Source organism: Pararhizobium sp., from assembly GCF_965279435.1.
GTDB lineage: Bacteria > Pseudomonadota > Alphaproteobacteria > Rhizobiales > Rhizobiaceae > Pararhizobium.
This window is the reverse complement of record NZ_CBDIHY010000003.1, coordinates 235,184-247,868: the sequence shown is the minus strand read 5'-3', so window position 1 is coordinate 247,868 and position 12,685 is coordinate 235,184. Positions and strand designations below refer to the sequence as shown.

The following is a 12,685-nucleotide window of genomic DNA, read 5'->3' as shown; positions in this document are numbered from 1 at the left end:
GCGGGGGAGGAGTTTCCCGCTATTCGACTTGCAAACGGGAGGAATACGATGCGCAAGTTTATGACGACGACGGCAATTGCAGCATTGATGATGACGGGCAGCACGGTCATGGGCGGCACGGCCGCACATGCTGCTGAAAATGTTGAAGTTCTGCATTGGTGGACATCCGGCGGCGAAGCGGCTGCTCTGGATGTTCTGAAGAAGGATCTGGAAACCAAGGGCATCTCCTGGACCGATATGCCGGTTGCCGGTGGTGGTGGCACGGAAGCCATGACCGTGCTGCGCGCTCGCGTCACTTCGGGCAACGCCCCGACGGCCGTTCAGATGCTCGGCTTCGACATTCTCGATTGGGCCAAGGAAGGCTCGCTCGGCAATCTCGACGAAATCGCTGCCAAGGAAAACTGGGACAAGGTCATTCCGGCTGCCCTGCAGAAATTCTCCAAGTATGACGGTCACTGGATTGCTGCTCCGGTCAACGTCCACTCCACCAACTGGATGTGGATCAACAAGGCAGCGCTCGACAAGGCCGGCGGCAAGGAGCCGCAGAACTGGGACGAGCTGGTCGCTCTGCTTGATAACTTCAAGGCGCAGGGCATTACCCCGATCGCAGCCGGTGGCCAGCCGTGGCAGGATGCAACGCTGTTCGATGCCGTCGTTCTGTCGCTTGGCACCGATTTCTACAAGCAGGCCTTTATCGATCTCGATCCGGCCGCTCTTGGCGGCGACAAGATGAAGACGGCGTTCGAACGGATGACCAAGCTGCGTTCCTACGTGGATGACAACTTCTCCGGCCGCGACTGGAACCTGGCATCCGCTATGGTCATCGAAGGCAAGGCCGGCGTGCAGTTCATGGGCGATTGGGCAAAGGGCGAGTTCGTCAAGGCCAAGAAGGTGCCCGGCACCGACTTCGTCTGCATGCGCTACCCGGAAACCCAAGGCTCCGTGACCTTCAACTCCGACCAGTTCGCGATGTTCAAGGTTGCCGCCGACAAGGTACCGGCTCAGATGCAGATGGCGGCTGCGATCGAAAGCCCGACTTTCCAGTCGGCCTTCAACGTGGTCAAGGGCTCGGCTCCGGCCCGCACCGACGTGTCGAACGAAGCGTTTGACGCTTGCGGCAAGAAGGCAATCGCCGATCTCGCCGATGCCGACAAGAACGGCAAGCTGTTCGGTTCCATGGCGCATGGCCATGCCAATCCGGCTGCTGTCAAGAATGCGATCTATGACGTCGTGACGCGCGAATTCAACGGTGAAATCACTGCTGACGAAGCCGTCAAGGAACTGCCGGCTGCTGTTGCAGCTGCACAATAAAAACGTTGTGCCTGTCCGGGGTGCTTGAAACACCCCGGACATCACTCCTTACAGACATTCATCTTTGAAACGGTGGTATTCGCTATGGATAGCCGAAGCCGGCTGCAGGACCTTGTGCCAAAACTGGTGCTCGCTCCCAGCTTTCTGATCGTCATTGTCTTTGTGTATGGCTTCATCGCCTATACCGGCTATCTGTCGGTCACCGACAGCAAGATGCTGCCGTCCTACAATTTCGTGGGCCTCAGCAATTATTCCAAGCTCTGGGCTTTGCCGCATTGGTGGCGGGCGATTTCCAACCTGGCGATCTTTGCGACGCTCTACATCGTCATCTGCTCGGTGCTGGGTCTTGGGCTGGCCATTCTGCTCGACCAGAAAATCCGCGCCGAAGGTTTGCTGCGGCCGATCTATCTCTATCCGATGGCGCTGTCCTTCATCGTCACCGGCACTGCCTGGAAATGGTTTCTCGATCCGGGCATCGGCCTTGAAAACACCATGCATCTCTGGGGCTGGGAAAGCTTTCAGTTTGCCTGGATCAAGGACCGCAACTACGCGATCTATTGCGTTGTCATCGCTGCTGTCTGGCAATCCACCGGGTTCATCATGGCGATGTTTCTTGCCGGCCTTCGCGGCGTCGACAACGAGATCATCAAGGCGGCGCAGATCGATGGAGCGTCGTCGACGACGATCTACCGGCGGATCATCATTCCGCTGATGCGTCCCGTGTTCCTGTCGGCCTTCGTCGTGCTCGCCCATCTCGCCATCAAGGCCTATGACCTTGTCGTCGCGCTGACAGGCGGCGGGCCGGGGCAGGCGACCGAACTGCCGGCGACCTTCATGTATTCCTACACGTTTACCCGCAACTCGATGGGCATCGGCGCCTCGTCGGCGATCATCATGCTGGCGATGATCTTCTCGATCATCATCCCCTACCTCTATTCCGAAATCAAAGGGGAGAAGCGCACATGAGCGTCCAGAGCCCTGACAACGCCATTTCTTCCAGCCGCCTGACGCGGGCGCTGATCTATACCGTGCTGATCCTGTTTGCGGCCTATTCGCTCTTGCCGCTCTACGTCATGCTGGTCAATTCCTTCAAGCCGCTGGATGAAATCCGCCAGGGCGGAATGCTGAACATTCCGCAGACCTGGACGCTGGATCCCTGGCGCTCAGCCTGGTCGACGGCGCAGATCGGTGTCCAGCCGACGGGCTTGAAACCGTTCTTCATCAACTCGATCCTGATGGTCGTTCCCGCCGTCGCTATTTCGACGATCATCGGCGCGCTCAACGGTTATGTGCTCACCAAATGGCGCTTTCCGGGCTCCGGCATCTTCTTCGGCATGCTGCTTCTGTCCTGCTTCATCCCGTTCCAGATCGTCTTGATCCCGATGGCGCGCATGCTCGGCATCTTCGGACTGGCCGGCACGACGAGCGGTCTTGTCTTTGTGCACGTCGTCTATGGTCTCGGCTTCACGACGCTATATTTCCGCAACTATTATGAGGCGTTCCCAACCGAACTGGTGCGGGCAGCCCAGATCGATGGTGCCAGCTTCTTCCAGATTTTCCGGCGCATCCTGCTGCCGTCATCCGGTCCGATCATCGTCGTCTCCGTCATCTGGCAGTTCACCAATATCTGGAACGACTTCCTGTTCGGAGCCTCGTTCTCCGGAGCCAATTCGACGCCGATGACGGTGGCGCTCAACAATCTCGTTTCCTCCTCCACCGGGGTGAAGGAATACAACGTCCATTTTGCAGGCGCGATCCTTGCCGCCCTGCCAACGCTTGTCGTCTACATCGTTTCGGGCCGCTACTTCGTCCGTGGCCTGATGTCCGGCGCCGTGAAGGGTTAAAGCCATGTCCTTTCTGAAAATCACCGATCTGCGCAAGTCCTACGGCTCGCTGGAAATCCTGAAGAACATCAATCTGGAAATCGACGAGGGCGGCTTCCTGGTGCTGGTGGGGCCATCCGGTTGCGGCAAGTCGACCTTGCTCAACACTATTGCCGGGCTTGAGCCGATCACCTCGGGCGAAATCTCGATCAACGGCAAGTCGGTGGCGGGCCTGCATCCCTCCAAGCGCGATATTGCCATGGTCTTCCAGTCCTACGCGCTCTATCCGAACATGACGGTGGCTGGAAACATCGCCTTCGGCATGGAAATCCGTGGGGTGCCGAAGGACGAGCGCGAAAAGGCGATCAAGCAGGTTGCCGACATGCTGCAGATCGGCCATCTGCTCGACCGCAAGCCGAGCCAGCTTTCCGGCGGCCAGCGCCAGCGTGTCGCCATGGGCCGGGCGCTGGTGCGTAATCCGCAGGTCTTCCTCTTCGACGAACCGCTGTCCAACCTTGATGCGAAATTGCGCGTCGATATGCGTACCGAGATCAAGCGCCTGCACCAGCGGATGAAGACGACGATCGTCTACGTAACGCACGACCAGATCGAGGCGATGACGCTGGCGACCAAGATCGCGGTTTTAAAGGATGGCACGCTGCAGCAGTTCGGCACGCCGGCTGAAATCTACAACAATCCCGCCAATCTGTTCGTTGCCGATTTCATGGGTTCGCCGGCAATGAACCTTCTGACCGCTACGGTCGAAGGCGGCGGCAACGATCTGCGTGTCTCGCTGGTGCGACCGGATGCCGAGCCCCTGCATCTGCCGGTCGCCCAGGTCGCCGGTCTCGCCGCCTATAGCGGCAAGCAGGTTGTCTTCGGCATCCGGCCGGAAGCGTTGACCGATCCCGACGGCGCCGATCGCAACGCCCGCCTGCTGGTCGAAGGTGATTGCCTGATTGAGGTGGTGGAACCGGCCGGTTCCGACACGTTCGCGGTCACCAAGCTTGGCGGCAAGGAAGTGGTGGCGCGCCTGCGCGCCGACGCGCGCATCGCCCCCGGCCAGAATACGCGGTTGGCGTTCAATCTGGACAAGGCGGTGTATTTCGATCCGCAAAGCCAGCAGCGTATCGGCTGAGTTCCGTCATGGTCAAACAGCCCGATATCGTCATCATCGGTTCCGGTATTGGTGGAGCAACCGTCGCCTCCGCTCTTGCCGGATCCGGAGCACGCGTCGCGATCCTCGAGCGGGGTGAGCACCTTCCGGACACGCCGGAAACGCGCAGCTACCGTTCCATCTTCGTCGATGGCCACTTCCGGCCGAAGGAGATGTGGCGCGAACCGGACGGCACGGCGTTCAATCCGGGAAACTTCTACTTCGTCGGCGGCAATTCCAAGCTTTTCGGCGCGGTATTGCTGCGCTATCGCGCCGAGGACTTTACCGAGATGCAGCATCTCGGCGGCATCTCGCCGGCCTGGCCCTTTCCCTACGAGGAACTGGAGCCATGGTACGGCAAGGCGGAACGGCTGTTCGAGGTACGCGGCGAGCTTGGACAGGATCCGACGGAGCCTACCCACTCGACGCCTTATTCTCACGGTCCCGTGCCGGACGAGCCCGCCATTGCCCGCGCCCGCGCAGAACTGAAATCGCAGGGGCTACATCCGGCGACATTGCCGCTCGGCGTTGACATCGACGCCTGGCTGGCCGGCGGACGCACGCCCTGGGACGGGTTTCCCAACACCGGCAAGGGCAAGAAGGATGCGGAGACCGCGTCGCTCGCCGTCGCGCTGAAAGACCCGAACATCGAGCTGATCACCTCCGCTTATGTCGAGACGCTGGAGGCCGGGCCGGGCGGGCGGATCGAGGCTGTCCACTACACCCACAAGGGCGAGAGGAAACGGCTGTCCCCGAAGCTGGTGATCCTGTCGGCCGGCGCGATCAATTCCGCCGCGATCCTGCTGCGCTCCGGCGGCGGCAAGGGGCTTGCCAACCACTCCGATCAAGTCGGCCGCAACTTCATGAACCACAATTGCAGCGCCATGCTGGCGATCAACCCGTTCCGCCGCAACGACAGTGTTTACCAGAAGACGCTGATGCTGAACGACTATTACCTGACCGGTGGCCGCGATGGCCTGCCTCTCGGCAACGTCCAGCTGCTCGGCAAGATCAACGGAGATATCCTCAAGGCCAATGCGCCGCGTTACGCGCCGCGCTTCGCACTCGACTTCATGGCTGGCCACGCCGTCGACTGGTACATGATGACGGAGGACCTGCCGAACCCCGAAAGCCGCATCATGGTCGATGGCAAGGGCATCATCATGCAATGGCGGCGCTCGAACATGGAGGCGCTGTCCGGGCTTGAGGCGAAGATGCGCGGGCATTTCAAGGCGGCAGGCTATCCGATCGTGCTCTCCCAGCCTTTTGACAAACGCACGCCGTCGCACCAGTGCGGCACAGTGCGGATGGGCAACGACCCGGCGACCGCGCCGCTCGATATACACTGCCGTGTGTTCGATCATCAGAATCTGTTCGTCGTCGATGCCAGCTGCCTGCCGACGTCTGCGGCCGTTAACCCGGCCCTGACGGTGGCGGCGCAGGCGCTGCGGGTTGCCGATCACATTGTAACGAAGGATCTGGCGGCATGAGCGATCATAAACGCCCCATTGCCATCGTCACCGGCGGCCGCCGCGGCATCGGCTTGGGCATAGCGCGGGCGCTGGCGAAAGACGGGTTTGACATTGCCATCACCGGCATCGGCGATGCCGATCAGGTTTCGGGCGTGCTGGAAGAGTTGGCGGCACTCGGCGCCAAGGCGATTTTCCTGAAGGCAGACCTTTCCGATCTTTCCGGCCATCAGGCAACGGTCGATGCGGTTCTGGCGCAGCTAGGCTCAATCGCTTGCCTCGTCAACAATGCCGGCATGGCATCGGTGCTTCGTGGTGATTTTCTCGATCTCGAGCCGGAAAACTTCGACACGATCATCGGCACCAATCTGCGTGGGACGGTGTTTTTCACGCAAGCCGTGGTCAAGGCCATGCTGGCAGGCCCCTCCAACGGGCCTCGCTCGGTCGTCAACATCACCTCCGTTTCGGCGACGATGAGTTCGCCGGAACGCCTGGATTACTGCATCAGCAAGGCCGGGCTCGCCGCCTTTTCACAAGGGCTAGCGCTGCGGCTCGCCGATACCGGTATCTCGGTGTTCGAGGTGCGGCCCGGCATCATCCGCTCCGATATGACGGCCGGTGTTTCGGCCAAATATGACGCGCTGATCGACGGCGGGCTGGTGCCGATGAAGCGCTGGGGCGAGGCGGATGATATCGGCCGCATGGTTGCAGCATTGGCAAATGGCAGCTTCGGTTTTGCCACCGGAACAGTTGTTAATGCCGACGGTGGGCTGTCGATCGGAAGACTTTAGGAGAGTGATTTTCTGAGGATTGCCCCTCACCCTAGCCCTCTCCCCGTAGACGGGGAGAGGGGACTACGGAGCTTGCGGCAAGGTCCTTCTCCCCGTGGGCGGGGAGAAGGTGCCCGACAGGGCGGATGAGGGGCAATCCACCCTCGACGTTTGGATTTTGAGGACGACGACATGACCTACGACTATATCATCACAGGTGGCGGACCGGCCGGTTGCGTGCTGGCCAATCGCCTGACCGAAGACGCTGACGTCAAGGTGCTGTTGCTCGAAGCGGGCGGCAGCGACTGGAATCCACTGTTCCATATGCCGGCCGGTTTTGCCAAGATGACCAAGGGTGTGGCCAGCTGGGGCTGGGAGACCGTGCCGCAGAAGCACATGAAAAACCGGGTGCTGCGTTATACGCAGGCCAAGGTGATCGGCGGCGGCTCGTCGATCAATGCGCAGCTTTATACGCGCGGCAATGCGGCGGATTACGATCTCTGGGCAAGCGAAGACGGCTGCACCGGCTGGGATTATCGCAACGTGCTGCCCTATTTCAAACGTTCGGAGGACAACCAGCGTTTCGCCGATGACTACCATTCCTATGGTGGGCCGCTCGGCGTTTCCATGCCGGTATCGGGCCTGCCGATCTGCGATGCGTATATCCGCGCGGGACAGGAACTCGGCATTCCCTACAATCACGATTTTAATGGCAAGCAGCAGGCGGGCGTCGGCTTCTATCAGTTGACCCAGCGCAACCGCCGCCGCTCGTCGGCCTCGCTCGCCTATCTCAATCCGATCCGGGATCGCAAGAACCTGACGGTGCGGCTCGGCGCGCGGGTGACGCGGATCGTGCTGGAGGGAACACGCGCCGTCGGCGTCGAGGTTGCCACCGCAAAGGGGCTGGAAATCGTCCGGGCCGAGCGCGAGGTTCTGGTTTCTTCCGGGGCCATCGGCTCACCAAAGCTATTGCAGCAGTCAGGCATCGGCCCGGCCGATCACCTGCGTTCTGTCGGTGTCGAGGTGAAACATGACCTGCCGGGTGTCGGCAGCAATCTTCAGGACCATCTCGATCTGTTCGTCATTTCCGAATGCACCGGCGACCATACCTATGACGGCGTCGCAAAGCTTCACCGCACCCTGTGGGCCGGCCTGCAATATGTGCTGTTCCGCTCCGGCCCGGTCGCCTCGTCGCTGTTTGAGACCGGCGGCTTCTGGTATGCCGATCCGAATGCGCGCTCGCCCGACATCCAGTTCCATCTGGGGCTCGGCTCCGGCATCGAGGCGGGCGTCGAGAAATTGAAGAATGCCGGCGTGACGCTGAACTCGGCTTACTTACATCCGCGCTCGCGCGGCACGGTCCGGCTCTCGTCTTCCGATCCTGCCGCAGCTCCGCTGATCGATCCGAATTACTGGAGCGATCCGCATGATCGCAAGATGTCGCTGGAAGGCCTGAAGATCGCCCGCGAAATCTTCCAGCAGCAGGCGCTGAAACCCTTCATCATGGCCGAGCGCTTGCCGGGGCCGAATGTGATGACCGATGACGAACTGTTCGACTATGGTTGCGCCAATGCCAAGACCGATCATCATCCGGTCGGCACCTGCAAGATGGGCACGGGCGCCGATGCGGTCGTCGGGCTGGATCTGAAGGTGCACGGACTGCAAGGCCTGCGCGTCTGCGATAGTTCGGTCATGCCGCGCGTTCCCTCTTGCAATACCAACGGGCCGACGATCATGATGGGTGAAAAGGGTTCTGACATCATCCGCGAGCGGCAACCGCTGCCCGCCACCATTTTCAGCCATGAGCGCAACGACCAGCGGCCGCGTGCGCGCGCCGATATCCGATAGGAACCTGCCATGATCCGCCATTGTGTCTTCATCCGTTTCCAGTCAACCGTTGCCGATGCCGAGCGGCAATCGATCCTGGCAGACATCGCCGCGCTGCAGCAGCTGGTTCCCGGCTATCTCACCTTCACTGCCGGAGCCAATGTCAGTCCAGAAGGCCTTGGCAAGGGTTTCAATAGCGGCTTCATCATCGATTTCGCCGATGTCGCGGCGCGCGACGCCTATCTCGTTCACCCGGCGCATGAAAAGGCCGGTGGTCGGATCGTTGCGGCGACCGAAGGCGGGATCGACGGCGTTTTTGTCTATGATTTCCAGATTGCGGGCTGATTTTTGATGATCGTTGAACCACGCGCCTTCCTGACGAGCCTGTTTGAGGCTGCCGTTGAAGCTGCCGATCCATTGGCGGCGATCCGTGCCCACCTGCCGGAAAAGCCCAAGGGACGCACGATCGTTGTTGGAGCAGGCAAGGCGGCAAGCCAGATGGCGGCGGCGTTCGAAAGCCTGTGGGATGGGCCTTTGGAAGGTGCCGTGGTGGCGCGGCATGGCCCGGTTTCGGCCTGCGAGCGGATCGGCGTGCTGCAGTCGGCCCATCCGGTGCCGGACGAGGCCGGGCTTGCGGGATCGGCGGAATTGTTGCGGCTGGTCAAGGGGCTGACACCTGATGATCTGGTGGTGGCGCTGGTTTCCGGCGGGGGCTCTTCGCTTTTGCCAGCTCCGCCGCAGGGGCTGACGCTCGCGGATGAAATCGCCGTCAACAAGGCGCTGCTAGCTTCCGGAGCGCCGATTTCGGCGATGAACGTGGTGCGCAAGCATGTCTCGCGCATCAAGGGCGGACGGCTGGCCTTTGCTGCCGCGCCGGCGCGGGTCGTCAGCCTGATCGTTTCCGATGTGCCCGGCGACAATCCAGCCTTCGTTGCCTCCGGCCCGACAATTGCCGATCTCTCCACGCCTGCGGATGCTCTGGCGATTGTCAGCCGTTATGGGATGAACCTGCCGGAAGCGGTCATGCGACACCTTGGGTCGGAACATTCGGCAGCGTCAAAGCCGGATCATCCTGCTTTCGCAAACCAGCAGCACCACATCATTGCGTCGGCTGCAGTCTCGCTGGAAGCCGCGGCGGCAAAAGCGCGGGCACTGGGTGTCGAGGCCGTGATCCTGTCGGATGCGATCGAAGGTGAGGCTCGCGATATCGGCCGGATGCATGCGGCGATCGCCCGGGAAACCGCGCAACGCAACCGGCCATTCTCAAAACCCGTTGTCATTCTTTCTGGCGGCGAGACCACGGTGACGATTTCGGGCGATACCTATGGCAAGGGCGGCCGCAACAGCGAGTTTCTGCTTTCCTTAGCGCTGGATATCGATGGTGTCGAGGGCGTTCATGCACTGGCCGCCGATACCGACGGGATTGATGGGTCGGAGGACAATGCCGGCGCTTTTGCCGACGGTTCCACTGTAAGCCGTATGCGGGCGGCAGGCGCCGATCCCCGCGATCATCTCGCCCGCCACGATGCCTGGAGCGCATTCAATGCCAGCGGCGATCTGTTTGTGCCCGGCCCGACCGGCACTAATGTCAATGATCTACGGGCACTGCTGATTCTTTAGTTCACGGTAAAACGGGTTTGAACGGGCATCCGGCGACGCTTACCGCCTTTGCATCACCACAAGCTGTGGATACTGCGTATATTGCGCATGTGGCTTGGAACAATCCGGAAGGGCGGGCGTTTGCCGAGTTCGAAGGGTTGATATGGCTGTATCCGGCGGATGCCGGGAATTCAGAAATATTTATCCTGTACGCACGACGATGGGGCTGGTTGGCCGATAAAAACGATCCATATCTCTTTGACCGGGCCGGAAAACCGTGCGGACAAGGGGCATAATCGTGGGGAAGTCCCTTCGCACAACGCACATGATGGACGAGAGTTTTGGAATGAGTTGCAAAATCCTGGTGGTCGAAGACGAAATTTTCGTGGCGACTGAAATCGAATATCTGGTGGCCGAACTTGGGCATAACCCGATCGGTATCGCGGCGGACAAGGCGTCGGCGTTCAATCTTGCCCCTTTTGCCGATATAGCGCTTGTCGATCTCAATCTTCGCGATGGACCGACGGGGACGGAAATCGGCCGCACGCTTGCCGAAAAGCATGGCGTCACGGTTCTGTTCATGACTGCAAACCCGTCCCAGCTCGCTGATGGCGTTCCAGGAACAGTCGGTGTTATTTCCAAGCCGGTTGGTGAGGATGAGCTTCGCCAGGTCGTGAGCTATGCCGTCGCCAAGCGCCATTCGCTTGCTGCCGACGTGCCGCCGCGTTTGCGGGTCTTTCAGTAATCATCCTTGACGCGCGGCATCACGACCGCGCCGCCAGCTTGCTGCTGCGCAGGATCGAGGCTACCGGTACCGACACGCGCACACGCACCCCGTCCTCATCCCATTGACGCTGGAATTGCCCGCCGAGCTGGCCTTCGACACTGATCTTCATCAGCCGCGACCCAAACCCTTCCTGCTCCGGTTGGCGCACGCAAACAGGGTTGCCGCTTTCCTTCCATTCCAGCACGTAATTTTCCGCGTCGTGATGACCGGCAATGGTCAGGCGGCCGGCCGCGTGGGACAATGCTCCGTATTTGGCCGAGTTTGTCGCCAACTCATGCAATAGAAGCGCCAGCGGCGTGGCAGAACTGTCGCCGATGATGGTATCGTCGCCGGCAAAGACGATGCGGTTGTCCGTCTCCTCAAGACCATAGGGCTCAAGCAGCCGCTGTGAGAGGCCGAAGATACTGGTTTCCACATCGACCGGCCGTGAGGTCCTGCTGTGCGGGCGCACAAAATCATGGGCGCGACCCATGGCTTCGATTCGATTGCGCAGCAGATCGGCAAAATTCCGAGATTCAGGCGCTGAACGGGCAGAAAGGCTGATGATGCCGCTCAGCACCGAGAATATGTTCTTGATCCGGTGGCTCAATTCATGGGCGACAATCTCGCGCTCGGCCAAGGCCATCTTGGTGTCGTGGATATCGGTGCAGGTGCCGTACCAGCGGGTGATCCTGCCCTTCTCGTCGCGGATCGGCAGCGCCCGTCCCAGCACCCAGCGATAGACACCGGTGTGATGCCGCAGCCGGTACTCGATCTGGTAGGCGTCGCCCGTTTGCAGCGAATGTCGCCAGGCATCCCAAGCGCGATCCTGGTCCTCCTCGTGGAACATGCCGTTCCAGCCTTCGCCATCGGTCGATCCGGCCGGAACGCCGGTGAATTCATACCAGCGGGCATTGTAATAGTCGTGAAAACCATCCGGCAGTGTCGACCAGACCATCTGCGGCATGGCGTCGGCGAGGGTGCGAAATCCGATCTCCGAGCGGGCGTGGGCCTCGACGGCTTCCTTTTGCGCGGTAATATCGACGGACACACCGGGAAAGCGGGTGCATTGTCCGTTCTGATCGATCAACGGCTGCCCTTCGGCAAGGACCCATTTGATGCCGCCGCCATCCTGAACGAGGCGATATTCCATGGAAAAACGGCCGCCCGTTTCCATCGCGCTCTGCATGGCGGTGGAAACCGATTGAAGATCGTCCGGGTGGATGGTTCTGACGAAATCCGCGATGGGTGTGCCATGAATGGCAATCTGCGGATCAACACCGTAAAGCCGTGCGAATTTCTCGTCGGAATAGACCAGATCTTCCCGGACATGCCAGTCCCAGGTGCCGACGACGGCAGAGCTGCCCAATGCCAGCGAAAGCTGCTCCCGGCTCTGCACAAGCTCCTGTTCGGCCACCACCCTTTTCGTCGTCTCAACGACGAGGGCGAGTACGGCGACAACGCTGCCGTCGTCATCCAGGATCGGGCTGTAATCGAGATCAAGCCAGACGTTTTCGGCAGTTCCGTTGCGATGGAAGGTGAAGTTCTGGTCTTCGTAGGAGAGGCTTTCGCCGGAAAAGACATGGCCGATGATATCGGCGTTGAATTCTGCGACCTCCGGCCAAGCGGAGAGGACGGACGCTGCAAAACAGTCCGGGTGCCGCCCACCGGCAATGGCGATATAGCCGTCATTATAGAGCATGATACCCTCGCGCCCGGCCAGCAAGGCCATCGGGATTGGTGACGCGAGCATCATCCGGCAGGCTGCCTTCAGCGCATGGGGCCAGGTTTCCGCTGCGCCCAGGCTCGTCGTCCTCCAATCGGTTCGATTGAAACGGCCCAGCATTTCGCTGGCTGCGAGTTTGGCTGGGATTTTTCCCCCGGCAAGGGGAAACAAAGGCGACTGACTGTCCATACGCTCTCAAATGTTATGACGGGCGGGCTCAACGAGATGCATCATATAG

11 protein-coding genes are annotated in these 12,685 nt (G+C 60.6%); 10 read left to right on the top strand and 1 reads right to left on the bottom strand.

All coding sequences use genetic code 11. The annotated features are described in order from the left end of the window. Positions 1-87 precede the first annotated feature (87 nt). The 10 genes from ACQY8Q_RS06865 (at position 88) to ACQY8Q_RS06820 (ending at position 10,700) form a co-directional block, all read left to right on the top strand. On the top strand, positions 88-1,311 hold the full coding sequence (locus tag ACQY8Q_RS06865) for an ABC transporter substrate-binding protein (RefSeq protein ID WP_428429690.1): 1,224 nt from the start codon (positions 88-90) through the stop codon (positions 1,309-1,311). Positions 1,312-1,395: 84 nt separating this feature from the next. Beyond that, positions 1,396-2,277, top strand: coding sequence for a carbohydrate ABC transporter permease (locus ACQY8Q_RS06860; RefSeq protein ID WP_113245089.1), 882 nt, complete (start codon positions 1,396-1,398; stop codon positions 2,275-2,277). Next, on the top strand, positions 2,274-3,155 hold the full coding sequence (locus ACQY8Q_RS06855; RefSeq protein WP_428425931.1) for a carbohydrate ABC transporter permease: 882 nt from the start codon (positions 2,274-2,276) through the stop codon (positions 3,153-3,155). Before ACQY8Q_RS06860 ends, ACQY8Q_RS06855 begins: the two co-directional genes overlap by 4 nt. Positions 3,156-3,159: 4 nt before the next feature. Continuing rightward, positions 3,160-4,272: an ABC transporter ATP-binding protein gene (locus ACQY8Q_RS06850; RefSeq protein ID WP_428425930.1), complete on the top strand. Its 1,113-nt coding sequence runs from the start codon at positions 3,160-3,162 to the stop codon at positions 4,270-4,272. An 8-nt stretch (positions 4,273-4,280) separates the two neighbouring features. Continuing rightward, positions 4,281-5,780 carry an FAD-dependent oxidoreductase gene (locus ACQY8Q_RS06845; RefSeq protein WP_428425929.1) on the top strand — a complete coding sequence of 500 codons (1,500 nt, stop codon included), beginning with the start codon at positions 4,281-4,283 and terminating at the stop codon, positions 5,778-5,780. Continuing rightward, complete coding sequence (locus tag ACQY8Q_RS06840) at positions 5,777-6,550, top strand: 3-ketoacyl-ACP reductase (RefSeq protein WP_428425928.1); 774 nt, start codon at positions 5,777-5,779, stop codon at positions 6,548-6,550. The genes ACQY8Q_RS06845 and ACQY8Q_RS06840 overlap by 4 nt, the downstream gene beginning before the upstream one ends. A gap of 171 nt (positions 6,551-6,721) precedes the next feature. Further along, complete coding sequence (locus tag ACQY8Q_RS06835) at positions 6,722-8,377, top strand: GMC family oxidoreductase (protein ID WP_428425927.1); 1,656 nt, start codon at positions 6,722-6,724, stop codon at positions 8,375-8,377. 9 nt (positions 8,378-8,386) lie between these two features. Beyond that, positions 8,387-8,701, top strand: coding sequence for a Dabb family protein (locus tag ACQY8Q_RS06830; RefSeq protein ID WP_428425926.1), 315 nt, complete (start codon positions 8,387-8,389; stop codon positions 8,699-8,701). Between the two features lie 6 nt (positions 8,702-8,707). Then, on the top strand, positions 8,708-9,976 hold the full coding sequence (locus ACQY8Q_RS06825) for a glycerate kinase type-2 family protein (protein ID WP_428425925.1): 1,269 nt from the start codon (positions 8,708-8,710) through the stop codon (positions 9,974-9,976). Positions 9,977-10,301: 325 nt separating this feature from the next. Continuing rightward, positions 10,302-10,700: a response regulator gene (locus ACQY8Q_RS06820; protein WP_428425924.1), complete on the top strand. Its 399-nt coding sequence runs from the start codon at positions 10,302-10,304 to the stop codon at positions 10,698-10,700. A 19-nt stretch (positions 10,701-10,719) separates the two neighbouring features. On the opposite strand, the gene ACQY8Q_RS06815 is transcribed toward ACQY8Q_RS06820, so the two are convergent. Further along, positions 10,720-12,477, bottom strand: a complete 1,758-nt coding sequence (locus tag ACQY8Q_RS06815) for a sensor histidine kinase (protein ID WP_428425923.1) — start codon at positions 12,475-12,477, stop codon at positions 10,720-10,722. Positions 12,478-12,685 lie beyond the last annotated feature (208 nt).